25 protein-coding genes are annotated in these 25,646 nt (G+C 63.7%); 18 read left to right on the top strand and 7 right to left on the bottom strand.

The genetic code is table 11. The features are described 5' to 3' along the window. The first annotated feature begins 32 nt into the window (after nt 1-32). The 5 genes from CLU85_RS19195 to CLU85_RS19175 all read left to right on the top strand — a co-directional run bounded on the left by CLU85_RS19195 (nt 33) and on the right by CLU85_RS19175 (nt 4,370). A complete protein-coding gene (locus tag CLU85_RS19195; RefSeq protein ID WP_100411667.1) occupies nt 33-917 on the top strand; it encodes a carbohydrate ABC transporter permease in 885 nt (294 codons plus the stop codon). Continuing rightward, nucleotides 907-1,776, top strand: coding sequence for a carbohydrate ABC transporter permease (locus CLU85_RS19190; RefSeq protein ID WP_100411666.1), 870 nt, complete (start codon nt 907-909; stop codon nt 1,774-1,776). Before CLU85_RS19195 ends, CLU85_RS19190 begins: the two co-directional genes overlap by 11 nt. A 15-nt stretch (nt 1,777-1,791) precedes the next feature. Beyond that, nucleotides 1,792-2,853: an ABC transporter ATP-binding protein gene (locus CLU85_RS19185; RefSeq protein WP_100411665.1), complete on the top strand. Its 1,062-nt coding sequence runs from the start codon at nt 1,792-1,794 to the stop codon at nt 2,851-2,853. A 111-nt stretch (nt 2,854-2,964) separates the two neighbouring features. After that, entirely contained in the window at nt 2,965-3,942 is a 978-nt protein-coding gene (gene glk, locus CLU85_RS19180; protein WP_100411664.1) for a glucokinase, read from the top strand. Then, nucleotides 3,939-4,370, top strand: coding sequence for a VOC family protein (locus tag CLU85_RS19175; protein WP_100411663.1), 432 nt, complete (start codon nt 3,939-3,941; stop codon nt 4,368-4,370). The genes glk and CLU85_RS19175 overlap by 4 nt, the downstream gene beginning before the upstream one ends. A gap of 49 nt (nt 4,371-4,419) precedes the next feature. Here CLU85_RS19175 and zwf read toward each other — a convergent pair whose 3' ends face one another. After that, the gene (gene zwf, locus CLU85_RS19170; protein WP_100411662.1) at nt 4,420-5,874 is read right to left on the bottom strand and encodes a glucose-6-phosphate dehydrogenase; all 1,455 of its coding nucleotides are present in this window, start codon (nt 5,872-5,874) and stop codon (nt 4,420-4,422) included. Between the two features lie 183 nt (nt 5,875-6,057). On the opposite strand from zwf, the gene pgi reads away from it, so the two are divergent. The 3 genes from pgi (at nt 6,058) to CLU85_RS19155 (ending at nt 9,736) form a co-directional block, all read left to right on the top strand. Then, on the top strand, nt 6,058-7,620 hold the full coding sequence (pgi, locus tag CLU85_RS19165) for a glucose-6-phosphate isomerase (RefSeq protein WP_100412649.1): 1,563 nt from the start codon (nt 6,058-6,060) through the stop codon (nt 7,618-7,620). Between the two features lie 173 nt (nt 7,621-7,793). Continuing rightward, nucleotides 7,794-9,020 carry an AGE family epimerase/isomerase gene (locus CLU85_RS19160; protein ID WP_100411661.1) on the top strand — a complete coding sequence of 409 codons (1,227 nt, stop codon included), beginning with the start codon at nt 7,794-7,796 and terminating at the stop codon, nt 9,018-9,020. 191 nt (nt 9,021-9,211) lie between these two features. Then, nucleotides 9,212-9,736: a hypothetical protein gene (locus CLU85_RS19155; protein ID WP_100411660.1), complete on the top strand. Its 525-nt coding sequence runs from the start codon at nt 9,212-9,214 to the stop codon at nt 9,734-9,736. A gap of 28 nt (nt 9,737-9,764) precedes the next feature. On the opposite strand, the gene CLU85_RS19150 is transcribed toward CLU85_RS19155, so the two are convergent. Next, nucleotides 9,765-10,706 (bottom strand): SMP-30/gluconolactonase/LRE family protein, encoded by a 942-nt coding sequence (locus tag CLU85_RS19150; RefSeq protein ID WP_100411659.1) that lies wholly within the window; start codon nt 10,704-10,706, stop codon nt 9,765-9,767. A 101-nt stretch (nt 10,707-10,807) separates the two neighbouring features. On the opposite strand from CLU85_RS19150, the gene edd reads away from it, so the two are divergent. The 3 genes from edd (at nt 10,808) to CLU85_RS19135 (ending at nt 13,753) form a co-directional block, all read left to right on the top strand. Next, nucleotides 10,808-12,577 (top strand): phosphogluconate dehydratase, encoded by a 1,770-nt coding sequence (edd, locus tag CLU85_RS19145; protein ID WP_100411658.1) that lies wholly within the window; start codon nt 10,808-10,810, stop codon nt 12,575-12,577. Further along, nucleotides 12,568-13,224, top strand: a complete 657-nt coding sequence (eda, locus tag CLU85_RS19140) for a bifunctional 4-hydroxy-2-oxoglutarate aldolase/2-dehydro-3-deoxy-phosphogluconate aldolase (protein WP_100411657.1) — start codon at nt 12,568-12,570, stop codon at nt 13,222-13,224. The genes edd and eda overlap by 10 nt, the downstream gene beginning before the upstream one ends. Nucleotides 13,225-13,453: 229 nt before the next feature. Next, nucleotides 13,454-13,753, top strand: a complete 300-nt coding sequence (locus CLU85_RS19135; protein WP_056744079.1) for a DUF805 domain-containing protein — start codon at nt 13,454-13,456, stop codon at nt 13,751-13,753. A gap of 187 nt (nt 13,754-13,940) precedes the next feature. On the opposite strand, the gene groL is transcribed toward CLU85_RS19135, so the two are convergent. Both groL and CLU85_RS19125 read right to left on the bottom strand, forming a co-directional pair. Continuing rightward, a complete protein-coding gene (groL, locus tag CLU85_RS19130) occupies nt 13,941-15,593 on the bottom strand; it encodes a chaperonin GroEL (RefSeq protein WP_100411656.1) in 1,653 nt (550 codons plus the stop codon). Between the two features lie 93 nt (nt 15,594-15,686). Next, nucleotides 15,687-15,977, bottom strand: a complete 291-nt coding sequence (locus CLU85_RS19125; protein WP_056173280.1) for a co-chaperone GroES — start codon at nt 15,975-15,977, stop codon at nt 15,687-15,689. Nucleotides 15,978-16,382: 405 nt separating this feature from the next. Between CLU85_RS19125 and CLU85_RS19120 the strand changes: the two genes are divergently transcribed. Together CLU85_RS19120 and CLU85_RS19115 are read left to right on the top strand one after the other, a co-directional pair. Then, nucleotides 16,383-16,670, top strand: coding sequence for a DUF4148 domain-containing protein (locus CLU85_RS19120; RefSeq protein WP_100411199.1), 288 nt, complete (start codon nt 16,383-16,385; stop codon nt 16,668-16,670). A gap of 82 nt (nt 16,671-16,752) precedes the next feature. Continuing rightward, the gene (locus CLU85_RS19115) at nt 16,753-17,046 is read left to right on the top strand and encodes a DUF4148 domain-containing protein (RefSeq protein ID WP_100410584.1); all 294 of its coding nucleotides are present in this window, start codon (nt 16,753-16,755) and stop codon (nt 17,044-17,046) included. Nucleotides 17,047-17,274: 228 nt separating this feature from the next. Here CLU85_RS19115 and argC read toward each other — a convergent pair whose 3' ends face one another. After that, on the bottom strand, nt 17,275-18,213 hold the full coding sequence (gene argC / locus CLU85_RS19110; RefSeq protein ID WP_100411655.1) for an N-acetyl-gamma-glutamyl-phosphate reductase: 939 nt from the start codon (nt 18,211-18,213) through the stop codon (nt 17,275-17,277). Between the two features lie 129 nt (nt 18,214-18,342). Here argC and CLU85_RS19105 point away from each other — a divergent pair, with 129 nt between their 5' ends. Further along, complete coding sequence (locus CLU85_RS19105) at nt 18,343-19,230, top strand: LysR family transcriptional regulator (protein ID WP_100411654.1); 888 nt, start codon at nt 18,343-18,345, stop codon at nt 19,228-19,230. Between the two features lie 116 nt (nt 19,231-19,346). Here CLU85_RS19105 and petA read toward each other — a convergent pair whose 3' ends face one another. After that, on the bottom strand, nt 19,347-19,973 hold the full coding sequence (gene petA / locus CLU85_RS19100; protein ID WP_232727867.1) for a ubiquinol-cytochrome c reductase iron-sulfur subunit: 627 nt from the start codon (nt 19,971-19,973) through the stop codon (nt 19,347-19,349). A gap of 299 nt (nt 19,974-20,272) precedes the next feature. Between petA and CLU85_RS19095 the strand changes: the two genes are divergently transcribed. Beyond that, the gene (locus CLU85_RS19095) at nt 20,273-21,655 is read left to right on the top strand and encodes a sigma-54-dependent Fis family transcriptional regulator (RefSeq protein WP_100411652.1); all 1,383 of its coding nucleotides are present in this window, start codon (nt 20,273-20,275) and stop codon (nt 21,653-21,655) included. Between the two features lie 114 nt (nt 21,656-21,769). Here CLU85_RS19095 and CLU85_RS19090 read toward each other — a convergent pair whose 3' ends face one another. Next, the gene (locus CLU85_RS19090) at nt 21,770-22,477 is read right to left on the bottom strand and encodes a TetR/AcrR family transcriptional regulator (protein WP_198509219.1); all 708 of its coding nucleotides are present in this window, start codon (nt 22,475-22,477) and stop codon (nt 21,770-21,772) included. Nucleotides 22,478-22,679: 202 nt separating this feature from the next. Between CLU85_RS19090 and CLU85_RS23060 the strand changes: the two genes are divergently transcribed. The 3 genes from CLU85_RS23060 to preA are packed head-to-tail and all read left to right on the top strand — an operon-like array spanning nt 22,680 to nt 25,560. After that, nucleotides 22,680-22,838 carry a hypothetical protein gene (locus tag CLU85_RS23060; protein ID WP_157803992.1) on the top strand — a complete coding sequence of 53 codons (159 nt, stop codon included), beginning with the start codon at nt 22,680-22,682 and terminating at the stop codon, nt 22,836-22,838. Continuing rightward, nucleotides 22,838-24,205, top strand: a complete 1,368-nt coding sequence (locus CLU85_RS19080; protein WP_100411650.1) for an NAD(P)-dependent oxidoreductase — start codon at nt 22,838-22,840, stop codon at nt 24,203-24,205. Before CLU85_RS23060 ends, CLU85_RS19080 begins: the two co-directional genes overlap by 1 nt. 41 nt (nt 24,206-24,246) lie before the next feature. Further along, entirely contained in the window at nt 24,247-25,560 is a 1,314-nt protein-coding gene (gene preA / locus CLU85_RS19075) for an NAD-dependent dihydropyrimidine dehydrogenase subunit PreA (RefSeq protein WP_100411649.1), read from the top strand. The last annotated feature ends 86 nt before the right edge of the window (nt 25,561-25,646 follow it).

The following is a 25,646-nucleotide window of genomic DNA, read 5'->3' as shown; positions in this document are numbered from 1 at the left end:
CGACATGGTGTGAACCCGATATTTCTTTTGCAATGACGACCAAGAACTCCTTCGAATCCTGGCTGCCCAAGTTGGTCGTCGCACCCGCTTTTGTGCTGGGCTTTGCCTTCATCTACGGCCTGATGGTGTGGAACGGTGTGCTCAGCTTCACCGTGTCGCGCATGTTGCCCAACTACGAATGGGCCGGGCTTGCTCAGTACGAAAAACTCTGGGAGATGGACCGCTGGTGGGTCGCCCTCAAGAACCTGGGCATTTTTGGCGTGGGCTACGTGGGCGGCTCGCTCGCCATTGGCGTGGTGCTGGCGGTGTTGCTGGACCAGAAGATCCGTGCCGAAGGCGCGCTGCGCACCATCTACCTGTACCCCATGGCCCTGTCGTTCGTGGTTACCGGCACGGCCTGGAAGTGGCTGCTCAACCCGGGCCTTGGCATCGAAAAAATGGTGCGCGACTGGGGCTTTCCCAACTTTGAATTCGGCTGGCTGGTGGACACCGAGATGGCCATCTACTGCGTGGTGATCGCGGGCATCTGGCAAAGCGCGGGTTTTGCGATGGCGCTGTTCCTGGCGGGCCTTCGCGGCATCGACGACAGCATCATCAAGGCGGCGCAGGTCGATGGCGCCTCGCTGCCGCGCATTTACTGGCGTATCGTGCTGCCCGCGCTGCGGCCCGTGTTCTTTTCCACGCTCATGGTGCTGTCGCACCTGGCCATCAAGAGCTTTGACCTGGTGATGGCGCTCACGGCCGGAGGCCCCGGCTTTGCCACCGATGTGCCCGCCACGTTCATGTACACCATGTCCTTCTCGCGGGGCCAGATCGGCCTGGGTGCCGCCAGTGCCACCATGATGCTGGCCACCGTGGCGGCCCTGGTCATCCCCTACCTGTACAGCGAATTGCGCAGCAAACCCCATGACCGCTAAGCCTTCTCTTCTCCCTTCCGTAGGCCGCCTGTTGGTCTACGCGGTGCTGGCGCTGGCCACCGCCTTTTTCTTGTTGCCGCTGTACGCGATGCTGGTCACGTCCTTCAAGGACGCTGACGAAATCCGCAGCACGTCGTTGCTGGCCTTGCCTGCGGCGCTGAACTGGTCGGCCTGGGGCTCTGCGTGGTCTTCTGCCTGCACGGGTGTGGATTGCAACGGCCTGCGCCCCTTCTTCTGGAACTCCGTGTCCATGGCCGTGCCGGCCGTGATGGTCTCTACCGTGTGGGGCGCGCTCAATGGCTACGTGCTCAGCCTGTGGAAGTTTCGCGGCAGCGATGCGCTGTTCGGCATGCTGCTGTTCGGCGTGTTCATGCCCTTCCAGGTGGTGCTGCTGCCCATGAGCCAGGTGCTGGGCTGGCTGGGGTTGTCCAGCTCCATCACCGGCCTGGTGATGGTGCATTGCCTGGCCGGCCTGGCGGGCACCACGCTGTTCTTTCGCAACTATTACGCGGCCATCCCCAAGGAGCTGGTGAACGCAGCGCGCATGGATGGCGCGAGCTTCTTTCAGATCTTCTGGCGCATCGTGCTGCCGCTGTCCACGCCCATCATCATGGTCACGCTGATCTGGCAGTTCACCAACATCTGGAACGACTTCCTGTTTGGTGTGGTGTTCTCGGGCACCGAGTCCAAGCCGGTAACGGTGGGCCTGAACAATCTGGCCAACACCAGCAGCAGCGTGAAGGCCTACAACGTCGACATGGCCGCGGCCATCATCGCGGGCCTGCCGACCATGGTGATCTACGTTCTTGCAGGCAAGTTTTTTGTGCGCGGCCTCACGGCTGGCGCAGTCAAGGGTTAAAGAGGTTAAGCAATCATGGCGTCATCACTCGACATCGCAGGCATCAACAAGCGTTTTGGCAAGGGCGACAAAAGCGTGGAGGTGCTGCGCAAGGTGGACATCCACGTGGCACCGGGCGAGTTCCTCATCTTGGTGGGCCCCTCGGGCTGTGGCAAATCGACCCTGCTCAACATCATTGCGGGCCTGGACGAGCCTACCGAAGGCGAGATCCGCATTGCCGACAAGAACGTGGTGGGCATGCCCCCCCGCGACCGCGACATTGCGATGGTGTTCCAGAGCTACGCGCTGTACCCCACGCTCAGCGTGGCCGACAACATCGGCTTTGCGCTGGAGATGCGCAAGATGCCCAAGCCCGAGCGCAAGCAGCGCATCGACGAAGTGGCCGCCATGCTGCAAATCACCCACCTTCTCGACCGGCGCCCCAGCCAGCTGTCGGGCGGCCAGCGCCAGCGCGTGGCCATGGGCCGGGCCCTGGCGCGCCAGCCGCAGCTCTTTTTGTTTGACGAGCCACTGTCCAACCTGGATGCCAAGCTGCGCGTGGAGATGCGCGCCGAGATCAAGCGCCTGCACCAGGCCAGCGGCATCACGAGCGTGTACGTCACGCACGACCAGGTCGAGGCCATGACACTGGGCTCGCGCATTGCGGTGATGAAGGGCGGCGTGGTGCAGCAGCTGGGCACGCCCGACGAGATCTACAACCGCCCGGCCAATACCTATGTGGCCACGTTCATCGGCTCACCCACCATGAACCTGCTGCGCGGTGCGGCCACGGGTGGGCAGTTTGGCATTCAGGGCGCGGCGTTGAATCTGGTGCCCCCATCCACTGCCAATGAGGTGCTGCTGGGCGTGCGCCCCGAACATCTGGTGATGCAGGAGACCGCTCCCTGGCGCGGCAGGGTCAGCGTGGTCGAACCCACTGGCCCCGACACCTATGTGATGGTGGACACTGCCGCAGGCACCGTCACGCTGCGCACCGACGCCCAGACCCGCGTGCAGCCCGGCGACGCCGTGGGCCTGGCGGTAGAGCCCGCGAACGCCCACTGGTTTGACGCGAGCAGCGAGAATCGGTTGGCGTGACCCGCGCGGCGTGAATGCCGCAGGGCGCTTGCCCTCTGTTTGCTATTGAAACAATAGCTGCTAGCGCATGTTCTACTAGCGCCAGCAGCTGTTTTTGCTTAAAAACACCGCATGACACCCCTGCGCCTGCTGGCCGATATCGGCGGCACCAACATTCGCCTGGCCTGGCAAGACCAGCCCGACGGCCCCCTGCACGACACCCGTGTGCTGCCCTGTGCCCAGTTCCCCACGGTGGATGCCGCCCTGTCGGCCTATTTGGCCGAAGTGAACATTGCCACCCCCCATGAGGCGGCGTTTGGCATCGCCAACCCGGTCACGGGCGACGCCATCCGCATGACGAACCACAGCTGGAGCTTTTCGCAGCGCGCCGTGCGCGAGGCGTTTGGTTTTGCGCGGCTGGTGGTCATCAACGACTTCACCGCACTGGCGTTGGCGCTGCCGCTACTTGGCCCTGACCAGCTGCGCCCCGCGGGCGGCGGCGAGGCGGTGCCCGGCGCGGCGATTGCGTTGCTGGGGCCAGGCACCGGACTGGGCGTGTCGGGCCTGGTGTTTCCACCGGGCTCCAGCCTGGGTGTGCCGCTGTCGGGCGAGGGCGGCCATGTGACGCTGGCCGCGCAGACCCAGCGCGAATTCGATGTGCTGGGCATCCTGCAAGAGCGCTACGGGCACGTGTCGGCCGAACGCGCCGTGTGTGGCGCCGGGCTGGTGGACCTGTACCACGCGCTGCGCAGGCTGGCCCAGCGCGGCGGCAAGGAAGTCAGCTCGGCCGCGCAGGTGACCGAACTCGCGCTGCAGGCCAACGATGCGCTGGCGCTGGAGGCGCTGGAGCTGTTCTGCGGCTTTCTGGGCAGCGTGGCGGGCAACCTGGCGCTCACGCTGGGTGCGCGCGGCGGCGTGTACCTGGGCGGTGGCATGGTGCCGCGCCTGGGCACGTGGTTTGACCAGTCCCCCTTCCGTGCGCGGTTTGAATCCAAGGGGCGGTTTCAGTCCTATCTGGCGGCGATCCCCTGCTGGATCATCGATCCCGGTGCCACGCCCGCGCTGTATGGCGCCTCGCGTGCGCTCGATATCGCCGGGTCGGGGACATGAGCTGCGAGCAGGCCGCGTGGCCTGCATTGCCGCTGGTGGGCGTGCACCACGTGGCCATCATTGCGAGCGACTACGCGCGCTCGCGCCGCTTCTACACCGAGGTGCTGGGCCTGCAGGTGGTGCACGAGCACTACCGCGCCGAGCGGCAGTCGTACAAGCTCGACCTGCAACTGCCCGATGGCACGCAGGTGGAGCTGTTTTCTTTCCCCCATCCACCGCCGCGCCCCTCGTACCCCGAGGCCTGTGGCCTGCGCCACCTGGCCCTGCGCGTGGCCGACATGGAGGCTGGCCTGGCCGCGTTGGCAGCACACGGCATTGCGGTGGAGCCCGTGCGCACGGATCCGTTCACCGGCGCGCTGTTCACTTTTTTTGCAGACCCGGACGGGTTGCCGATCGAGCTGGTGGGGCCCGTGTCCGTGCCGCGCTGATTTCTTTCGCCCCCAAAAAAGAAAAGGCCCTGTCGGGCCTTTTTCAGTGTCACATCTCTTCGCTCCAGCAATACCCGTCGCGCGCAATCATCGCGCTGGCGGCACGCGGGCCCCAGCTGCCTGCGGGGTAGGGGCGGGGGCCGGCTGGATCGTTCTTCCAGTATTGCAGGATGGGCTCCACCCAGCGCCAGGCTTCTTCCTGCTCATCGCTGCGCACAAACAGGTTCAGGCGCCCGGCGATCACATCGAGCAGCAGCCGCTCGTAGGCGCCCACGCGCTCGGTGCCAAAACGCTGGTCAAAGTCCAGGTTCAGGTGCACTTGCGACAAGGCGGGCTCGGTCTGGTGCTGCGCGGCGCCTTGGGCCATCAGGTGCAGCTCCAGCCCGTCCTTGGGCTGCAGGTTGATGACCAGGCGGTTGGCGGCACCTGCGGGCGTCTTGAAGATGGGGTGCGGCACCGGGCGGAAGTTGATGACGATGTGCGCGTCGCGTCCCGCCAGCCGTTTGCCGGTGCGGATGTAAAACGGCACACCCGCCCAGCGCCAGTTGCTGATCTCGGTGCGCAGCGCCACAAAGGTTTCTGTCGCGCTGTGGGCGGCCACGCCTTTCTCCTGAGCGTAGCCGGGCACAGGCTGGCCCTGGTGGTTGCCCGCGGCATACTGCCCACGGATCACATGCTGCCCAATGGTCTCCATGGTCCAGGGTTTGAGCGACTGCAGCACCTTGAGTTTTTCGTCGCGGATGGCGTTGGCGCTGGAATTGATGGGCGGCTCCATGCCAATCGCGCACAGCAATTGCAGCGCGTGGTTTTGCACCATGTCGCGCATCGCGCCGGTCTGGTCGTAAAAGGCCCCGCGCGACTCCACGCCCAGTTCTTCGGCGATCGTGATCTGGATGTTGGCAATGGTCTCGCGCCGCCACAGGGGCTCGAACAGCGCATTGCCAAAACGCAGCGCAAACAGGTTCTGTACCGACGGCTTGCCCAGGTAGTGGTCGATGCGAAAGACCTGCTCTTCCTTGAGCACGCGGCGCAGCGTGTCGTTGATGGCCTGGTTGGAGGCCAGGTCATGCCCCAGGGGCTTTTCCAGCACCACGCGGGTGGTGGGGCCGTTCAGTCCTACGGCGGCGATCTGCTCGCACACATTGGTAAACAGGCTGGGCGCGGTGGCCACGTACATCACCACCGAATCCGCCCCGCGCGCCTTCAAGACCTCGGCCAGGCGCTCATAGTCCTGGGTTTGGGACAGGTCCATGCGCAGGTACTGCAGCAGCGCCGCAAAGCGTGCAAACTCGTCCGGTGTGGGGCGCTTGGCCAGCTCTACGCTGTCAAAACGCGACTGGATCAGGCTGCGGTATTGTTCGTCGCTCAGATCGTCCCGCGCCACGGCAATAATGCGTCCGCCCTCGGGCAGCGTGCCATGCCTGAAGGCCTGAAACAATGCGGGCATGAGTTTGCGCCAGGCGAGGTCGCCGGTGCCGCCAAACAGGACGAGGTCAAAACTCATGGTGTCTCCGTGATGGGTTGGATCGTTTTGTTGCGTGGAATTGTAATCACGTTACATGATTTTTGGGCCTCTATCTCTGTGTTGCAGTCTCTTGTAACCAGAAAGAACCCAAAGAATCAACGCATTTTTGTGTAATCAAGTTACTATCTTGGCGCGTTTCAATCCTCAGCCGACATGACGTTCATGCCCATTCGTTGCGACCAGACTGCACCTTGGCCCCTGCTGGAGGCCCATTTCACCGACCAGGGTCGCACCCTGGACATGCGCCAGGCGTTTGCGACCGATGCCGGCCGCTTTGCCCATTTCAGCCAATCGGCCCCGCACCTGTTTGCAGACCTGTCCAAAAACCTGTGGGGGCGCGACACCGAAGCCCTGTTGCTTCAGCTCGCCCGCGCCACAGGGCTGGAGGCGCACCGCGACGCCATGTTTGCGGGCCAACCCATCAACACCACCGAAAACCGCGCCGTGCTGCACACGCTGCTGCGCCGCCCGGCGGGTGTGATGCTGCCCGGTGATGTGCCTGAAACCCCAGAGCGCCTCGCGGATGTGCACCACACGCTCGGCGCCATGCTGGCGTTTGCCGAGCAGGTGCGCAGTGATGCATCGATCACCGATGTGGTGAACATCGGCATCGGCGGCTCGGACCTGGGCCCGCACATGGCCGTGCGTGCGCTGGAAGAGTTCCGCACGCCGGGCAAGCGCTTTCACTTTGTCTCTAACGTAGACGGGCATGAGCTGCACCATGTGCTGCAGGGCCTGAGGCCTGAGAGCACGTTGTTCATCGTGGCCTCCAAAACCTTCACTACGGCAGAGACCATGATGAATGCGCACTCGGCGCTGGCGTGGTTTGCCGCCCAGGGCGGGCGCGATGTGGCGCGGCACTTTGTGGCGCTGTCGACCAACCTGGAAGCCACACGCGATTTGGGGATCACCACCACCTTTGGTTTTTGGGACTGGGTGGGCGGCCGTTACTCGCTGTGGTCGGCCATTGGCTTGCCGCTGGCCATTGCGATTGGCGGACAAGGCTTTCGTGATTTTCTAGCGGGCGGGCACGCCATGGACGAGCATTTCCGCACCGCACCGCTGGCGCGCAACCTGCCTGTGCGCCTGGGGCTGCTGGACCTGTGGTACCGCAACTTCCACGGCTTCACCAGCCGCTGCGTGGCCCCGTACCACGCATCCATGGGCCGTTACGCGGCCTACCTGCAGCAGCTGGAGATGGAGAGCAACGGCAAGCGCGTGGCGCAAGATGGCAGCACACTGGCCTGCGCGACATCGCCCGCCATCTGGGGCGAGCCTGGCACCAACGGCCAGCACGCGTTCTTCCAGATGTTGCACCAAGGCACCGATGTGCTGCCCCTGGAAATCGTGGCCGTCCGCAAAGCCTCGCACCCATTTCCCGGCCACCAGAAAAAGGTGCTGGCCAACGCCCTGGCCCAGACGCAGGCGCTGATGGTGGGCAAGGCAAGCGACGATGGCCAGCGCCACTTTCCGGGCAACCGGCCCAGCACACTGATGCTGCTCGAATCGCTCAACCCCACCACGCTGGGCGCGCTGATCGCTTTGCAAGAGCACCGCGTTTTTGTGAGCGGCAGTCTGTGGGGCATCAACAGTTTTGACCAGTGGGGCGTAGAGCTGGGCAAGGTGCTGGCCAAAGACCTGGAGACGCGCCTGGACAGCGGCGATGCGACAGGGCTCGACAGCTCCACCGCAGGCTGGTTAAGCCTGCTGCGCAGCGTGGATTGATGCGCCACTGCGCCCACCCCGCCCGTTCGGGCTGAGCTTGTCGAAGCCCTGCGCAGTGCGCCTTTCAGTAGGCATCTAAAAACAAATATCCGTTCACGCTGAGCCTGTCGAAGCGCGGCACCAGTCTTCGCTCTTTCAATCAGCTCAGACCGAACGGTTCAGGAGACCCCACCATGAGCGCGCCCCTGCCAGACTTTCGTTCCCCCGCCTTCCTGCGCCAGCACCTGCAGGACACCATGGCGTTCTACTCCCCCGTGGCCGCCGACCCCACTGGCGGTCAGTACCACTTCTTCCTCGACGACGGCACGGTCTACAACGCGCGCGCGCGCCACCTCGTCAGCGCCACACGTTTTGTGGTCACGCACGCCATGCTCTACCGCACCACGGGGGAGGCGCGTTATCAGGCGGGCATGCGGCACGCGCTCACGTTCCTGCGCACCGCGTTTCTCGACCCTGCCACGGGCGGCTACGCCTGGCTGATCGACTGGCAGGATGGCCGCACCACCGTGCAAGACGCCACGCGCCACTGCTACGGCATGGCCTTTGTGATGCTGGCGTATGCCCGCGCTTACGAGGCCGGAGTGCCCGAGGCCCGCGCTTGGCTGGCTGAGGCTTTTGAAACTGCCGAACAGCACTTCTGGCAACCTGCCGCAGGCCTGTATGCCGACGAGGCAAGCCCCGAGTGGCAGGTGACCAGCTACCGAGGCCAGAACGCCAACATGCACGCCTGCGAGGCCATGATTTCGGCCTTCCGCGCTACGGGCGAGCGTCGTTACATCGAGCGTGCCGAACAACTCGCGCAAGGTATCTGCCAGCGGCAGGCCGCGTTGTCCACCCGCGCCCTTGCGCCCGCTGCCGAAGGTTGGGTGTGGGAGCACTTCCATGCCGACTGGTCCGTGGACTGGGACTACAACCGCCATGACGGCAGCAACATCTTCCGCCCCTGGGGCTACCAGATCGGCCACCAGACCGAATGGGCCAAGCTGCTGCTGCAACTCGACGCCTTGCTGCCCGCCGAATGGCACGTGCCGTGTGCGCAGCGCCTGTTCGATACCGCTGTGGAGCGGGGCTGGGATGCCGAACACGGCGGCCTGTACTACGGCATGGCGCCCGACGGCAGCATCTGCGACGACGGCAAATACCACTGGGTGCAGGCCGAGAGCATGGCGGCTGCAGCGGTGCTGGCTGTGCGCACGGGCGATGAGCGCTACTGGCTGTGGTACGACCGCATCTGGGCCTACTGCTGGACCCACTTTGTGGACCACGAACATGGCGCGTGGTTTCGCATCCTGCACCGCAACAACCGCAACACCACCCGCGAGAAGAGCAACGCGGGGAAGGTGGACTATCACAACATGGGGGCGTGTTATGACGTGTTGGGAATGTTGAGCGGGGGATAAAGGAGCGAGCTGTAGGTTGTCGATGGCTGGAACAGCGGTTGCCGCCTAATTTCCGAAGGCTCAAATACCCAGCGCCAAAGCCCTACCGAACCTGGTAAGCCTACCTTGCCAAGTTCATCTCGCAAATTTGCGGAGTTCCCTGTTCAATCCTGTTGCATGCCAATACACGCTGTACCAGCAGGAGATCGACTATGGCTGTTTTTACTCTGAACATGCGCTTGAAGTGCACCGCCTTGTTTATCGCACTGAGCGCGCTTGCGGGCTGCGGAGCGACTCCTGCGCCAATTGTCGAACCCGAGTACAAGCCTCTGGAGTTGGTTTATCTGCAACCAGAGTATCCCGTTGCGCGGATGTGGCCTTCGGCGGAGTATGTTGCTCGAACCGAGGACGAGTGGGAGCGTGTTTGGAATCAGGGCACTGTGATGGATCCGCGTGATGAAAACGTCCCTCGCCATGGGCGACCTGCTGTGGATTTCAACCGGTACATGGTGATTGGGATTTCACGGGGGCATGGGTACAGCGGCTGCCACGGACTGTATTTCCGTGACATTGTTGAACGTGCAAATTTCATTGAAGTGCAGTTCGTTCATCACCAGCCTGATGAAACGGTTTCAACCCAAAGCACAAGCACGGCATGCACGGCCATGGGGGTGTTCTTGGTCAGGTGGGTGCGTGTGCCCAAGATGGAGAAGCCAGTGCGGTTTTTTGGTGGTTGAAGCTGGCTTCGTTACAAGACATCGTCCGCTACTTGCGATTGACCAGCGCAAAAAAATTGACCGGCAGTCCGCCCACCCCTGCTTGCAGACTGAACATGGACCCTGCAGGGGTTGCTGCTTGCTGTTCTTGAGCAGGCCTCCCCGCTCGCGCCGACGTAATGAACAGTGTCCGCAGATCCTTTCCCCCAAAACACACCATGGTCGGGCACTGCACCGGCACCGCAATGCGCTGCAGCACCTCACCTGCTGGCGAGAGTTGCAACACACAAGCGCCTTCGTACATCGCCACCCAGTAGTTCCCCTCCACATCCACCGCCGCGCCATCGGGCCGCCCGCCATAAGGCTGTCCCTCTACCTTGCGGTCAAACTGCACCCAGGGGCGGCGGTTGGTGATTGCGCCCGTGGTCACCTCAAAGTCGAACTGGTCGATGCGGTGCTCGGGTGTGTTGGACCAATACATCGTGCGGTTGTCGGGGCTGAAGGCCAGGCCGTTGGCGGTGAAGTTGTCGCCCGCCATGTGGCGCAAGCTGTAGCCCGTGGCACTGCTGGCATCGGCCTGTAGGCACCACAACGCGGCATTCGGTGCGGTGCGGGGCGCGATGACGGAGCCTGCCCAGAAGCGGCCTGCGGTGTCGCAGCGGCCATCGTTCAGGCGTAGCACTGCGGTGTCGTGCTGCTCGGGCGGCAGCAGGGCCAGGCAGGTGAGGGCGGTGGGGCCGCCGCTGTCCTTCGCCGTATCCAGCCGATATAATCCGTTCCGTAACCCAATTACCAAACCGCCGCCTGCGATGGGGGCGCAGCAGCCCGGTTCGCTGGGCATGGACCATTGGCGGTGGCGCCCGCTGTCCGGCTCCCACACATGCACCACCTGCCCTTGGATGTCACACCAGTAAAGGGCTTTTTCGACGGGATGCCAGAAGGGTGATTCGCCCAGTTCGGACGGCGGCAGGGGCAGTGTTTGCAGGGGCATGGGTTGAATCGGGGTGGTTATCGAGTTACATTCTAGGGTCTCATACAACGGGCGCCAGGCACACCGCCCTGGGGCCGAACCACCCACCGATGGAGACTTCCATGCATCCAGTTGTAGCGCGCGTGACCGACCGCATTGTCCAGCGCAGCGCAGACACCCGCGCAGCCTACCTCGACACCGTAGACACCATGATCGCCCGCAAGCCCGCGCAAGACCGCATGGGCTGCGCCAACCTGGCCCACGCCTATGCCGCGCTGCCCGGCGCAGACAAGTTCAAGGTCACGGTCGAAAAGGCCCCCAACATCGGTGTGGTCACGGCCTACAACGACATGCTGTCGGCCCATCAGCCTTACCAGAGCTACCCCGCCATCCTGCGCGACGAAGCCGCCAAGCACGGTGCGACGGCGCAGGTGGCTGGCGGCGTGCCCGCCATGTGCGACGGCGTGACGCAGGGCACGCCCGGCATGGAGTTGTCGCTGTTCTCCCGCGATGCCATTGCCATGGCCACTGCGGTAGCGCTGTCCCACGACGTGTTCGATGGCGCGCTGCTGCTGGGCGTGTGCGACAAGATCGTGCCGGGCCTGTTGATCGGCGCACTGCACTACGGCCACCTGCCCTGCGTGTTTGTGCCCGCAGGCCCCATGGGCACAGGCCTGTCGAACAAGGATAAATCCAAGGTGCGCGAGCAGTACGCGCAAGGGCTGGTGGGGCGCGACGAACTTCTGAAAGCTGAATCGGCCGCATACCACAGCCCCGGCACCTGCACGTTTTACGGCACGGCCAACAGCAACCAGATGCTGCTCGAAGCCATGGGCCTGCATGTGCCCGGTGCGGCCTTTGCACCGCCCGGCACCGAAGAGCGCGAAGCCTTCACGCGCCAGGCCGTGCGCACGGTGCTCGACATCGATAAGCGCGGCGCCCGCTTTACCCCCATTGGCAAGCTGGTGGACGAGCGCTGCATCGTCAATGCCATGGTGGCCCTGCTGGCCACGGGGGGCTCTACCAACCACCTGATCCACTGGGTTGCCGTGGCGCGCAGCGCCGGCATCTTGATCGATTGGACGGATTTTGATGAGCTGTCGTCCGCCGTGCCGTTGCTGGCCCGCGTGTATCCCAATGGCGATGCCGACGTGAACCAGTTCCAGGCCGCAGGCGGCCCCGCGTGGATCTTGCGCGAATTGCTGGCGGGCGGCTTCATGCACCCCGATGTAATGAGCGTGAATGCCGGTGGCATTGCCGCAGGCGGGCAGGGTGCCCCGGTGCAGTCGGGCGACGACAGCGTGCTGCGCCCGGTGTCCAAGCCCTTCTCGCCCACGGGTGGCCTGCGCCTGCTGCAAGGCCGACTGGGCCGCGCGGTGATCAAGGTGTCTGCCGTGCCGGAAGACCGCCACATCATCGAAGCACCCGCACGCGTATTCGATTCGCAAGAGGCCCTGCTCGCCGCCTTCAGTGCGGGCGAGGTGCAGCAAGACATGGTCGCCGTGGTGCGCTTTCAGGGGCCGCAGGCCAATGGTATGCCCGAGCTGCACAAGCTCACGCCGCCTCTGGCCGTGCTGCAGAACCAGGGCTTCAAGGTGGCACTGGTCACAGACGGCCGCATGAGTGGCGCATCGGGCAAGGTGCCCGCCGCCATCCACGTCACGCCCGAGGCAATGGCCGGTGGCCCGCTGGCCAAGGTGCTGGACGGCGACATCGTGCGGGTCGATGCCGTGGCGGGCACGCTGGACGTGTTGGTGGATGAAGCCACCTGGGCCGCACGCACTCCGGCACCGTACACCGCACCCCCCGCCACCGGCTTTGGCCGGGAACTGTTTACCAACTTTCGCCGCCATGCTGGCGGTGCCGAACAAGGAGCCTGCACATGGCTGTGACCCCATCCTCTTCCTCCATGAGCCCGCTGGACATCGCCAGTCACGGCCCGGTCATCCCGGTCATCGTGATTGACCGCGTGGAAGACGCGCTGCCCCTGGCCGAGGCCTTGCTGGCCGGTGGCGTGAAAGTGCTGGAAGTAACGCTGCGCACGGCTGCGGGCCTGCCGGCCATCGAAGCCATTGCGCGCAAGCTGCCGGAGGCGGTGGTGGGCGTGGGCACGGTGCTGAACGCCGACGATGCCCGCCGCGCCAGCGAGGCCGGCGCGCGCTTTGCCGTGAGCCCCGGCTATACGTCTGAGGTGGGCAGTGCCTGCAAGGGCTTGGGCCTTCCGCTGTTGCCGGGCGTGGCCACGTCCAGTGAGATCATGGCGGCGCTGGCTGACGGGTTTTCGTTCCTCAAGCTCTTCCCGGCCGAGGCCGTGGGTGGCATCCCGCTGCTCAAGTCCTGGGCCAGCCCGTTTGGGCAGGTGAGCTTTTGCCCCACGGGCGGCATTACCAACACCACCGCACCCAACTACCTGGCGCTGCCCAACGTGCGTTGTGTGGGGGGCTCTTGGCTCACGCCCGCCGACGCGGTGCGTGCGGGCGACTGGGCGCGCATCACCCAACTGGCACTCGCCACGCAGGCACTGCGCGCGGCGGCCTGAGGTGGCGCTGGAGCGGGATGGGTAGCGAAAACCGCTGGATGCGACAGTGCAGTAAGCACTGGTAGCTATAAAAATAAGAGCAATTGACGCCTCGTCGCGTGGCATTGGCGGCACAGCGAGGCGTGCTGTGCACGCCAAGCCCGCTGGACTTGTCGTAGCGCCCCCCTATCATGGCCACGCGGGGTAACCCCGTGACCAAGCAATGATTGTTCAAGAGAGGGAGTTCGCTATGGATTTTGTTTCGGCTGTCAAAAGCTGCTTTGCGCAGTACGCAGGGTTTTCGGGCCGTGCGCCGCGTTCCGAGTTCTGGTGGTTTGCTTTGTTCCAGTTCGGGGTGCTGGTGATTGCCACCATGATCAGTCAGGTGCTTTATGGCATTGCCGCGCTGGCACTGCTGCTGCCGGCGCTGGCCGTGGGGGCTCGCCGCTTGCATGACATTGGCCGCTCTGGCTGGTGGCAACTGCTGTCGCTCACCGGTATCGGCACCCTGGTGCTGATTTACTGGTGGGTGCAACCCAGCGGTGAGTAAGACCCGGGCGGCGCTGTGGCCTGGCAGGCCCGTCGCAGGCGTGCACCGAACTTGTCGGACAGAGAGGCGGAGCCTCATAGAAGTCCGATCGAAAAAGGAAAAAGCCCTCAGGCCGTAAGGCCTGCGGGCTTTTTTGGGGCTGTCTGCGCAGCAGGCCAAGGCCGCTGCGCAGGAGCGAGCCGGGCAATTACATGCCCATGCCGCCCATACCACCCATGCCGCCCATGTCAGGCATGCCGCCGCCAGCGCCGGCTTCGTCCTTGGGGGCGTCAGCAACCATGCACTCGGTCGTCAACAGCAGCGAAGACACCGAAGCGGCGTTTTGCAGAGCCGTGCGGGTGACCTTCGTGGGGTCCAGAATGCCCAGTTCGAGCATGTCGCCGTACGTGTCGTTGGCTGCGTTGAAGCCGAAGTTGCCCTTGCCGGCCAACACAGCGTTCACCACCACCGAGGCTTCGCCGCCGGCGTTGTTCACGATTTCGCGCAGAGGCGCTTCGATGGCCTTGAGCACCAGGGCAATGCCGTGGTCCTGGTCAGCGTTGTCACCCTTGATGGAGTTGCCAACGGCTTGCTTGGCACGCAGCAGGGCCACGCCGCCACCAGCCACAACGCCTTCTTCCACCGCTGCGCGCGTGGCGTGCAGTGCGTCTTCCACGCGGGCCTTCTTTTCCTTCATTTCGACTTCGGTGGCAGCGCCGACCTTGATCACTGCCACACCGCCGGCCAGCTTGGCCACGCGTTCTTGCAGCTTTTCGCGGTCGTAGTCGGACGTGGCTTCTTCGATCTGCACGCGCACTTGCTTGACGCGGGCTTCGATGTCAGCAGCAGCGCCAGCGCCGTCGATGATGATGGTGTTTTCCTTGCCCACTTCGATGCGCTTGGCTTGGCCCAGATCGGCCAGCGTGACCTTTTCCAGGGTCAGGCCCACTTCTTCAGCGATGACCTTGCCGCCCGTCAGGATGGCGATGTCTTCCAGCATGGCCTTGCGACGGTCGCCGAAGCCAGGAGCCTTCACAGCCACCACCTTCAGGATGCCGCGAATCGTGTTGACCACCAGCGTAGCCAGGGCTTCGCCATCAACTTCTTCGGCAATGATCAGCAGCGGACGGCCAGCCTTGGCCACTTGCTCCAGCGTAGGCAGCAGGTCGCGGATGTTGCTGATCTTCTTGTCGAACAGCAGCACGAAGGGGTTGTCCAGAATGGCGGATTGCTTTTCTGGGTTGTTGATGAAGTAGGGCGACAGGTAGCCGCGGTCAAACTGCATGCCTTCCACGACGTCCAGTTCGGAGTCGAGGGACTTGCCGTCTTCCACAGTAATCACGCCTTCCTTGCCAACCTTGTCCATGGCGTCAGCGATCAGCTTGCCGATGGTTTCGTCGGAATTGGCGGAGATCGAACCCACTTGGGCGATTTCCTTGGAGGTGGTCGTGGGCTTGGAAGCCTTCTTCAGCTCGATCACCAGGGCTGCAACAGCCTTGTCGATACCGCGCTTCAGGTCCATCGGGTTGATACCGGCGGCCACGTACTTGAAGCCTTCGCGAACGATGGCTTGTGCCAGCACCGTAGCGGTGGTGGTGCCGTCACCAGCGTTGTCGCTGGTCTTGGAGGCCACTTCCTTCACGAGCTGGGCGCCCATGTTTTGCAGCTTGTCCTTGAGTTCGATTTCCTTGGCCACGGACACACCGTCCTTGGTCACGGTGGGGGCGCCGAACGAGCGCTCCAGCACCACATTGCGACCCTTAGGGCCCAGCGTGACCTTGACCGCGTTGGCCAGGATGTTCACGCCTTCAACCATGCGAGCGCGGGCTTCGCCGCCGAAAACTACGTCTTTTGCTGCCATTTGGAGCTCCTAAATTTGAATCAAATTGACTGCCAGTGCTTACAAATAAAGCGCTAGCAGCTATGAAAAGATGAGTAAATCAGAGGGCGAGAATTACTTCTCGACGACTGCGAACAGATCGTCTTCCTTCATGACCAGCAGCTCGTCGCCGTTGACCTTGACGGTCTGGCCCGAGTACTTGCCGAACAGAACGCGGTCACCGACCTTGACGTTCAGGGCGAGCACTTCACCCTTGTCGTTCTTCTTGCCTGGGCCGACGGCCAGCACTTCACCTTGATCGGGCTTTTCAGCGGCGTTGTCAGGGATCACGATGCCCGAGGCGGTCGTGGTTTCGCTTTCGATACGCTTGACGATCACGCGATCGTGCAGAGGGCGAAGGTTCATTGCAATGCTCCTGTTTTCAGTAAAAAGCTGACGTACTCAGTGCCCGGACATCCAGGCACCACCAAACTTCCAACAGCCGTAGCGCTGTTAGCACTCGTCTGTAGTGAGTGCTAATGATAGGGGTATTTATGGCCATTTCAAGACACCCCCAGACATGCAGGGGGTCTTTGGCGTGAGAAATGGTCCTGCTCTCGATTGCCGCCGCAGATCTCTATTGTTTCTATTACTGGAACAGTTAGTTCGCGACCCGGTGGTTTTTCTCTGAACACCATCGGCGTACAGTTCAACCCATCGATGAGCCGAACCCGCAAGGCGACTCACCGAACCCGGTTCAGCAGCCCTTCTTTGTTTTGCAGCCGTTCCGGTTTGATTGAGCCGCTTTTTTTAACTTCAAGGATTTTCATCATGAACAACACCGCACGTTTCCTCTCCATCGCCGCTGTCGCCGCTTTCGCTTCTTTTGGTGCCCAGGCCGACGAGGCCGATGCTTCGCAATTTGCCACCAAGTTTGAAACCAACCGCACCCGCGCTGAAGTGGCTGCTGAAGCCGCTACCGTGGCCCAGACCCGCTCCATCGAGCCTGCTGGCTCGCGTGTCGTGACTTACAAGTCCACGGCTGACCGCGCTGCGGTGCGTGCCCAGGCTGCTGACGCTGTGCGTACTGGCCAGATCCCTTCGGGCGAGCGCGGTTGATTCTTTTTGAATCCGCTGTTCCCCTGTTTGCGTATTTGTCAGTACCTCACCCCCATTTTTTGAATTTCACTGGAGTTTCACCATGAACAAGACTGCACGTTTCCTCTCCATCGCCGCTGTGGCCGCTTTCGCTTCTTTTGGCGCACAAGCCGACGAAGCCGATGCTTCGCAATTTGCCACCAAGTTTGAAACCAGCCGCACCCGCGCTGAAGTGGCTGCTGAAGCCGCTACGGTCGCCCAGACCCGTTCCATCGAGCCTGCTGGCTCGCGTGTCGTGACTTACAAGTCCACGGCTGACCGCGCTGCGGTGCGTGCCCAGGCTGCTGAAGCTCTGCGCACCGGCCAGATCCCTTCGGGCGAATTCAGCGCCATGTAATTGACGCATTTGCGGGCCTTCCCATGGTGGCGGTCCCTCGCATTGGCGGGGGGAGCTGCCATGGGGAGTGTTTTGAGCCTGCATGGAGATCAAAGCCAATTGGGCTCCCTTTGGGGAGCCCTTTTTTGTTGCGGCCGCGCATTGGCACCGGCGTGGAATCCGCTCGCTTTTGAGGGTTGCGCCCACGATTGCGACGGCGTGGTTCACAAGCGGTGGGAAGGTTGGGGGCTACCCAGCAAGCTGACCCAGCATCAGGTCCAGGTTCTGCACTGCAGCCCCCGAGGCCCCCTTGCCCAGGTTGTCGAACACGGCTGTCAGCAGCACTTGCCCGTGCTGCGCGTTGCTGAAAACGCCCAGCCGCAACTGGTTGGTGCCGTTCATGGCCTGTGGGTCCAGGTGTTCTGTGGACTCTGTGCGTGCTGAGTCCATGACTTCCACGCAGGCTGCGTTTGCGTAGTGCTGTTGCAGGCATGCGCGCAAATCATCGCCGCTGATGCCCGGCGGACAATGCGAAAGAAGCAAAGGGATGGTCAACGCAATGCCCTGGCGGAACGATCCATACGCCGGCAGAAAAAATGGGCGTTGCCACAAGCCGGCGTGTTGTGCGATCTCTGGCGTGTGTTTGTGATCCAGTTTCAGCCCATACAGCTGAAAAGCAGGCGCCGATTTTTCGGCAGGTCCTTCATGTTCTTCCACCCGTGCGCGCCCGCCACCTGAATACCCCGACACCGCATGGATGGTGATGGGTGTGTGGGCGCCAATCAGCCCTGCTTTTACCAACGGGTGCAGCAAACCGATGGCGCCCGTGGGGTAGCAGCCAGGGTTGCTCACACGGTGTGCCCCCGCAATGCGCGCGGACTGTGCGGCTCCCATCTCGGGAAAGCCGTACACCCACTGCGGGTCTGTGCGGTGCGCCGAGCTGGCATCGATCACGCGCACAGCGGGGTTGACGACGGCGGCCGCGGCCTCGCGCGCAGCGGCATCGGGCAGGCACAGGATGGCGATGTCGCAGGCATTGACCGCTTCGGCACGCAGGGCGGTATTTTTGCGTTCGTCGGCGGCCAGGGTCAGCAGGCGCAGGTCAGACCGGTCGCGCAGGCGCTCATGGATCTGCAGGCCGGTAGTGCCTTGATCGCCGTCGATGAAAACAAGCGGATGGTGGGTCATGGGGTGTGGTTCCATGCAATCAGAGGGAGATCCACCCAGTGGCGGCGGTGGAAGCAGCCATCTTCGTTGTGCAGGTAAACTTTGAAAAGTTGAATTTCACAAACATCAACATCAGTTTTACTGAACGATATGCGCGAACTCAATCTCGACCGGCTGCGCACGCTGGTCACCATTTCCGACCTGGGCTCCTTTGCCGAGGCAGCCCGCTTTTTGCACCTGGCGCCGCCCACGGTGAGTCTGCACATTGCAGATCTAGAGGCTCTCGTGGGGGCTCCTTTGCTGGTGCGAAAGCGGGGCGAGGTAAAGCCGTCCGGGGTGGGCGAGTTGCTGGTCGAGCGTGCCCGGCGCCTTCTGGCGGATGCGGATGAGGTGATGGATCTGGTGCAACGGCAGGTTCAGGGGCTGGCCGGGCGTGTGCGCCTGGGCGCATCCACGGGGGCCATTGCGCACCTGCTGCCCCAGGCGCTGGAAGTGCTGGGCGAGGAGCATCCCGGGATCGACGTGCAGGTGCAGGTGCTGACCTCGCCAGAAGCCATGGCACGGCTGGCCAGCGGGGCGCTGGACATAGGCCTGGTGGCGCTGCCTCAAGGGGCTGTGCGGGGCGTGACCGTGTTGCAGTGGCGTCGGGACCCGGTCATGGCGTTTGTGCCGTCGTCATGGGCATTGCCTCGGCGGATCACCCCCCGTTGGCTGGCACACCAGCCGCTGATCCTGAATGACGAAGGCACCAGCCTGTCGCGCCTGACCACTGAGTGGTTCGCGTTGGCAGCCGAGCACCCCAAGGCCCGCATCCAACTGAACTACAACGATGCCGTCAAGAGCCTGGTGGCCGCTGGGTACGGGGCGACGCTGTTGCCTCACGAGGCGCTATCCGCAGCGCCACTGGACCCCCGTATCCGCATGCTGCCACTACAGCCCAGGCTTTGGCGGCCCCTGGGTGTTGCGCACCGTACCGGCCCGGTAGAGCGTGCGATCCAGCATGTGCTGGACGTGCTGTGGCAGCAAACGCAGGTCTGATCTGACGGGGGCTGCGGGCCGCAGACTTGGGTCAACGGAGCGCACGCCACGGCGTTTCATTCGGACTCGGCTGCTCACGGATACACAGGTGCGTCGCTGATGGTGGTAAGGAGGTATCAGACCGTATCGTCCCCAATGCGCAACTGGGTGTCGGACACATAGCGGTGTGGCGGAACCTCCAAGTTGGTGGGCGCGGGCTTGTTCTTGAAAACACGGCCTGCCAGGTCGAAGGTGGAGCCGTGACAAGGGCAAAAGAAGCCGCCTTGCCAATGGTCGCCCACGCTGGGGTTGGCCGTGCCTGCCGGAACGGCGGTGGGCGAGCAACCCAGATGGGTGCAGATGCCTACAGCGACAAACACCTCGGGTCGGATCGAGCGCAGCGGGTTGCGCGCGTATTCGGGCTGTTGATCCTTGCGTGAAGCCGGGTCGGCCAGCGCCGCGTCCTGCTGGGGGAGGCCCGCCAGCATTTCAGGGGTGCGCCTCAGGATCCACACGGGCTTGCCACGCCACTCTGCAGTTTTGACGCCACCGGGGGGCAGGTCGCTGATATCTACGTCCACGCTGGCGCCCATGGCCCGAGCGCGTTCGCTGGGCGCAAAGCTGGACACCAGCGGCACGGCGACTCCAGCCGCGGCCACGCAGCCAGCGGCGGCGGTCAGCATCACCATCTGGCGGCGCTCGGTATCGTGGGGGCTGTCACGGCCCATCAGAGGGGCAGTCGTGGAGCATCTGGTGAGGGGCATGGCGGGCTTTCGTCAGGGGTGAAGAAGGGCAGAAGTGGAGCACCGGGAAGTGCCAAGACAGTCGTGCTGAGGCATGGCTTTACCGCAAGGGGCGTGCCACAGCGGGTGCGCACTGAGCCGCTCAGAAAAAGTCTTTGAATTCAACGGTTTGCGTCGGTGTCGATGTCAACGCTGACTGCTGCCGAGCCCGTGAACCGCCAGCGAAACTGCCAGTTCGACTGCCATCTGCCACTAAGTGCAGTCGGCATGGCATAGGTCAAACGCCAGGAGGCGGATCGGGTGCATCGTGAAGGCCCTGCATGTCCCGAGGTTCCGCCGTGACCCCTTCCACCACGCCACCCCCTGAACTGGTGTCCTTTCTGGAGAGCCTGGCCGAGCCCCATATCCTGCTGGATGTCGGCTACTGCATCCTGGCGGCCAATGCGGCCTACCGTCGCCAGTTCGGCTCGGAGAGCAGTGTGGTGGGGCGCACTTGCCATGCTGTCTCCCACCGTTTCAACGTGCCTTGTGATCAGGCGGGCGAGTCCTGCCCTTTGGCGCAGGCGCGCGACTCGGGTCGGTGCGAACGGGTGCTGCACCTGCACCACACGCCGCTGGGTGAGGAATATGTGCAGATCGAGCTGACACCGGTGGCGGGGGCAAACAACGGGCCGGGGTTTTTTGTCGAAAAGATGGTGCCCTTGCCGGTCGCTGCACAGCACGGGCCTTCGGCCCATGGGCTGATCGGGCGTTCGCCCGCATTCCAGAAAATGCTGGGTCTGGTGGCGCGCGTGGCGCCCTCGCGGGCTGCGGTGCTGCTGATGGGCGAGTCAGGTACGGGCAAGGAGCTTGTGGCGCACGCGGTGCACCAGAGTAGCTCGCGGGCTCGGCGAGCGTTGGTGCCGGTGGACTGCGCCAGCCTGCCCGAGGCGCTGTTTGAGTCCGAGCTGTTCGGGCACGAAAAAGGAGCGTTCACTGGCGCGACCCAGGCCCGGCCAGGGTTGGTAGAGGCAGCCGACGGTGGCACGCTGTTTTTGGACGAGGTGGGTGACATTCCGCTGCCGCTGCAGGTCAAACTGCTGCGCCTGCTGGAGACCGGCACTTACCGCCGCGTGGGCAGCACCGACCAGCGGCATGTTGATCTGCGCGTGGTGTCTGCCACGCACCGCAACCTGCAGCGCATGGTGGCTGAGGGCCGGTTCCGTGAAGACCTGTACTACCGGTTGAGCATCTTTCCGATCTACCTGCCACCACTGCGCGAGCGCCAGGGCGACAGGGCCCTGCTGGCGCACGCGCTGCTGGAGCGCGTGGTGCCTTCACCCCGTGTGCTGCAGCTGTCGGACGCAGCGGTGGCCTTGCTGGAAGCGCAGCGCTACCCAGGCAACGTGCGGGAGCTGCGCAATCTGCTGGAGCGCACCGCCCTGCTGTGTGATGGTGATGCCATCGAAGCCGAACACGTGCAGCAGGCCCTGGCCTGTGGCCTGCCGCCCAGCGAGGAGCGGGGGGTCTCGGACCCGCCACCCATCGAGGCACAGGCGCTTGCAATCGCAGGCCTGCCACTTCGCCACACCGCGATGGACGACGATGCCCTGCGCCGTGCGCTGGCAGCCCACCAGGGAAGCCGCGTGGCGCTGGCGCAGCAACTGGGCGTCAGCGAACGATCGCTGTACCGGCGTCTCAAAGCATTGAATGCCAAACGCTGAGTGATGGCGAAATCAGACTGAAGCGCATATCCTTCAAGCGCGAAATGCTATTAATTAAGTAGCAAAAAAGAGTAATGCAGTCACGCACTTTCTGGGTCGGGCCCAGGCGCTGCTTCACACCACGGCGTCGGGCGCCAGCGCACTGAGCACCATGCGCACGATCAGCTCTTCGGCCTTGTCGTAGTCGCGTTCGGTCAGTGCCGGTTTGCCCAGCAGCAGGGCGAACTGGGCCTCCTGCTCTGCATAGGCTTGCGTCACCGACCAGATGATGAACATCAGGTGCGTGAAGTTGACCTTGGCGATCCGGCCTTCGCGGGCCCAGCGCTCGAAGGTACGCACCTCGGTCTTGAGCAGCGGCGCCACCCGCTCGGTGATGGCCTGGCCATAGCGTGGCGCACCGGCAATCACCTCTTTGGTGAACACCTTGGCACCCTGAGGGCGTGTGCGTGAGTAGTGAAGCTTGGCACGGATGTAGCGCCGAAGGGCCTGCTGAGGATCGTCGCTGTGGGACAGATCCTCCATACCGGCCAGCCACTGGGTGAGCACATCGTCGAGCACGCGTTGGTAAAGGGCCTCTTTGCTTGGGAAGTAATACAGCAGGTTGTGGCGGCTGATGCCGATGGCGGCCGCAATGCTCTCCAGCGATGCGCCTTCAAAGCCAAACTGCGCAAAGTGGTTCTCGGCCTCGGTGAGGATGCCTTGCTCCTTGAGCAGCCGGGAGGCCGTGGGCGCGCGGGGTGTGGGGTCATCCCCCACCGCGGTCCGGGGTGTCTTGGCGGGGCGGGGGGCTGTGTCGGCTTTGGACGGGCGGGCGTCGGTCATTGCACCATTGTGGAACAAGCCATGGGCTAAAAACTGGCAATTCGCTGGCATAAGCCCAAGATTCACGGGGATTTGGCTGGCACGGGGTTTGCTCTAGGGATTTTACCAATTGGTAAAGTTTTACAGGTTGGTAAATTGACCCACCACACAGGGCACCGCTGCAGCAGCGCAGCGGGCACCTGCACCTACAGCGAGGCCCACGATGAAACCTCCGAAGTTTGCGAGCGCAAGCACCCCTGCATGCGCAGCATTGGCCGGCTCGCGCCGCACGTTCCGGCGGCGCAGCGAGGCGCTTGCGCGTGCCACCGCCTGCCAGGCACGCGCCCAGACCCCCACCCTCACCCTCTCGGAGGAAACCTGATGGACACACCCGCAAGCCGTGCCTGTGGCATTCATGCCGCACGCCTGAACCTGGCCGACTACGCCGCCAATTTCAGCGACGCGCACCCGCCGCTTACCAAGCCCCAGGCCCTCATCGAGGCGGAGCGCTGCTACTACTGCCACGATGCACCTTGCGCCACGGCGTGCCCCACGGGCATCGACATTCCTTCGTTCATCCATCGCATTGCGCAGGACAACAACCGCGGTGCCGCCCGCGCCATCCTGGAGGCCAACCCGCTGGGCGGCATGTGCGCCCGCGTTTGTCCCACCGAGGTGCTCTGTGAGCAGGCCTGCGTGCGCAACACCAATGAGGACAAGCCGGTAGAGATTGGCTCGCTGCAACGCTACGCCACCGATGCTTTTTTTGCCAAGCCGGGGGCGCCGCTGTTTCAGCGTGCGGCATCGACTGGCAAGCGGGTGGCCGTGGTGGGCGCTGGCCCCGCAGGCCTGGCCTGCGCCCATGGGCTGGCCGTGCGCGGGCACGACGTGGTGCTGCTGGAAGCGCGCCCCAAGTTGGGTGGCTTGAACGAATACGGCCTGGCCAGTTACAAGACCACCGACGACTTCGCGCAGAAGGAGGTGGAATGGTTGTTGTCCATCGGCGGCATCGAGGTGCGCACCGGCCAGCAACTGGGCCGTGACATCACCCTGGACGGCCTGCTGCAAGGTTTCGACGCGGTGTTCCTGGGGCTGGGCCTTCAAGGTGTGAATGCGCTGGGCGTGGCCGAGCCTACGGCGACCGGGCTGCGCAACGCAGTGGATTTCATTGCCGAGTTGCGCCAGAGCACCGACCTCTCAACCCTGCCCGTGGGCCGCCGCGTGGTGGTCATAGGGGGCGGCATGACAGCGGTAGACGCTGCAGTGCAGTCGCGCAAGCTGGGCGCTGAAGACGTGAACATTGTGTACCGCCGGGGCGCTGATGCCATGTCTGCTTCACCCGTGGAGCAGCAGTGGGCACAGACGCACGGCGTGAAGATCCGCCATTGGGCGGCGCCCCAGGAAGTGCTCAGCGAAGGCGGTGCCGTGAAGGGCGTGCGTTTTGCCGCCACGGCCCTGAGCGGTGGCCAGCTGGTGGAAACCGGCGAGACCTTCGTGCTCGACGCCGACATGGTGCTCAAGGCCATTGGCCAAACGTACGTGGCCGAACCTGCGGGCGCATCGATCGCACTGAAGTCTGGCCGCATCGTGACCGACGCGGAGGGCTGCACCAGCCTGGCGCGCGTCTGGGCGGGTGGCGACTGCCGCGTCGGCGGCCGCGATCTCACTGTAGAGGCGGTGGAGCACGGCAAGGTCGCCGCTGTCTCCATGCATGCCGCACTCATGGCACCTGCCGCCAAGGCTGCCTGACCGGCCAACCAGTCATACCGCACAACACACGGGAGCACCCCATGGCAGACATTCGCAGCAATTTTCTGGGTATCCAGAGCCCCAACCCCTTTTGGCTCGCCTCTGCACCACCCACCGACAAAGAGATCAACGTCACCCGCGCCTTTGAAGCGGGCTGGGGCGGCGTGGTGTGGAAAACGCTGGGCGAAGACCCGGCGGTGGTCAATGTCAACGGCCCGCGCTACGGCACCCTGATGTCGCAAGACCGTCGGGTGATTGGCCTGAACAACATCGAGCTGATCACCGATCGGCCCCTGCACACCAACCTTGAAGAGATCAAACGCGTCAAGCGCAACTGGCCCGACCGCGCCATGATCGTCTCGCTCATGGTGCCGTGCGAAGAGCAAAGCTGGAAGGCCATCCTGCCGCTGGTGGAAGACACCGGCGCCGACGGCATCGAGCTCAACTTCGGCTGCCCGCACGGCATGAGCGAGCGCGGCATGGGCGCGGCCGTGGGCCAGGTGCCCGAATACATCCAGATGGTCACGGCGTGGTGCAAGCACTACAGCAAGCTGCCTGTGATCGTGAAGCTCACCCCCAACATCACCGATGTGCGCCAGCCTGCCCGCGCCGCCAAGGCCGGCGGTGCCGACGCGGTGTCGCTCATCAACACCATCAACTCCATCATGGGCGTGGACCTGGACCGCATGACCATGAGCCCCAGCACCGATGGCTGGGGATCACACGGCGGCTACTGCGGCCCGGCCGTCAAGCCCATTGCCCTGAACATGGTGGCCGAGATCGCGCGCGATGCGCAGACCGCCGGCCTGCCCATCAGCGGCATCGGCGGCATCACCACCTGGCGCGACGCAGCCGAATACATTGCCCTGGGCTGCGGCACCGTGCAGGTGTGTACGGCGGCCATGGTCTATGGCTTCAAAATCGTGCAGGACATGTGCGACGGCCTTTCCAACTTCATGGACGACCACGGCTACGCGACGCTCGACGACTTCAAGGGCCAGGCCGTGCCCACGGTCAAGGACTGGAAGAACCTCAACCTCAACCACATCGAAAAGGCCGTCATCAACCAGGATTCGTGCATTCAGTGTGGCCGGTGCCATGTGGTGTGCGAAGACACCTCGCACCAGGCCATCACGTTCACCAAAGAAGGCGGCGTGCGCAAGTTCGAGATCAACGACGCCGAGTGCGTGGGCTGCAACCTCTGCGTGTCGATCTGCCCTGTGCCCGAGTGCATCACCATGCGTGCGCTGGAGCCTGGCGAGGTCGACGTGCGCACGGGCAAGAAGGTCACGGGCGAATACGCCAACTGGACCACGCACCCCAACAACCCGCAGCGTGTGGCTGCTGCGGCTTGACCACACACCCGATGCGCGCGTCCATCACCGCCTGTTTCAGTCGTTCTGGGCGCTCCCGTCGTGGTGCCGATTTGCAACGCATGCTG

Origin of the sequence: Acidovorax sp. 69, assembly GCF_002797445.1 — a bacterium.
GTDB lineage: Bacteria > Pseudomonadota > Gammaproteobacteria > Burkholderiales > Burkholderiaceae_C > Acidovorax.
The sequence above is the reverse complement of the archived record's forward strand: the minus strand, read 5'-3'. Positions and strand labels throughout refer to the sequence as shown.

Bases quoted from the DNA above. Each gene is read 5' to 3' on its own strand.
- CLU85_RS19175 (WP_100411663.1), top strand. From the start codon at position 3,939: ATGAGCTGCGAGCAGGCCGCGTGGCCTGCATTGCCGCTGGTGGGCGTG.
- edd (WP_100411658.1), top strand. From the start codon at position 10,808: ATGCATCCAGTTGTAGCGCGCGTGACCGACCGCATTGTCCAGCGCAGC.
- CLU85_RS19185 (WP_100411665.1), top strand. From the start codon at position 1,792: ATGGCGTCATCACTCGACATCGCAGGCATCAACAAGCGTTTTGGCAAG.
- CLU85_RS19105 (WP_100411654.1), top strand. From the start codon at position 18,343: ATGCGCGAACTCAATCTCGACCGGCTGCGCACGCTGGTCACCATTTCC.
- CLU85_RS19125 (WP_056173280.1), bottom strand. From the start codon at position 15,977: ATGAACCTTCGCCCTCTGCACGATCGCGTGATCGTCAAGCGTATCGAA.
- CLU85_RS23060 (WP_157803992.1), top strand. From the start codon at position 22,680: ATGAAACCTCCGAAGTTTGCGAGCGCAAGCACCCCTGCATGCGCAGCA.
- preA (WP_100411649.1), top strand. From the start codon at position 24,247: ATGGCAGACATTCGCAGCAATTTTCTGGGTATCCAGAGCCCCAACCCC.
- argC (WP_100411655.1), bottom strand. From the start codon at position 18,213: ATGACCCACCATCCGCTTGTTTTCATCGACGGCGATCAAGGCACTACC.
- CLU85_RS19080 (WP_100411650.1), top strand. From the start codon at position 22,838: ATGGACACACCCGCAAGCCGTGCCTGTGGCATTCATGCCGCACGCCTG.
- CLU85_RS19195 (WP_100411667.1), top strand. From the start codon at position 33: ATGACGACCAAGAACTCCTTCGAATCCTGGCTGCCCAAGTTGGTCGTC.
- CLU85_RS19160 (WP_100411661.1), top strand. From the start codon at position 7,794: ATGAGCGCGCCCCTGCCAGACTTTCGTTCCCCCGCCTTCCTGCGCCAG.
- CLU85_RS19115 (WP_100410584.1), top strand. From the start codon at position 16,753: ATGAACAAGACTGCACGTTTCCTCTCCATCGCCGCTGTGGCCGCTTTC.
- CLU85_RS19095 (WP_100411652.1), top strand. From the start codon at position 20,273: ATGTCCCGAGGTTCCGCCGTGACCCCTTCCACCACGCCACCCCCTGAA.
- CLU85_RS19150 (WP_100411659.1), bottom strand. From the start codon at position 10,706: ATGCCCCTGCAAACACTGCCCCTGCCGCCGTCCGAACTGGGCGAATCA.
- zwf (WP_100411662.1), bottom strand. From the start codon at position 5,874: ATGAGTTTTGACCTCGTCCTGTTTGGCGGCACCGGCGACCTCGCCTGG.
- petA (WP_232727867.1), bottom strand. From the start codon at position 19,973: ATGCCCCTCACCAGATGCTCCACGACTGCCCCTCTGATGGGCCGTGAC.
- eda (WP_100411657.1), top strand. From the start codon at position 12,568: ATGGCTGTGACCCCATCCTCTTCCTCCATGAGCCCGCTGGACATCGCC.
- glk (WP_100411664.1), top strand. From the start codon at position 2,965: ATGACACCCCTGCGCCTGCTGGCCGATATCGGCGGCACCAACATTCGC.
- CLU85_RS19120 (WP_100411199.1), top strand. From the start codon at position 16,383: ATGAACAACACCGCACGTTTCCTCTCCATCGCCGCTGTCGCCGCTTTC.
- pgi (WP_100412649.1), top strand. From the start codon at position 6,058: ATGCCCATTCGTTGCGACCAGACTGCACCTTGGCCCCTGCTGGAGGCC.
- CLU85_RS19190 (WP_100411666.1), top strand. From the start codon at position 907: ATGACCGCTAAGCCTTCTCTTCTCCCTTCCGTAGGCCGCCTGTTGGTC.
- CLU85_RS19090 (WP_198509219.1), bottom strand. From the start codon at position 22,477: ATGACCGACGCCCGCCCGTCCAAAGCCGACACAGCCCCCCGCCCCGCC.
- groL (WP_100411656.1), bottom strand. From the start codon at position 15,593: ATGGCAGCAAAAGACGTAGTTTTCGGCGGCGAAGCCCGCGCTCGCATG.
- CLU85_RS19135 (WP_056744079.1), top strand. From the start codon at position 13,454: ATGGATTTTGTTTCGGCTGTCAAAAGCTGCTTTGCGCAGTACGCAGGG.
- CLU85_RS19155 (WP_100411660.1), top strand. From the start codon at position 9,212: ATGGCTGTTTTTACTCTGAACATGCGCTTGAAGTGCACCGCCTTGTTT.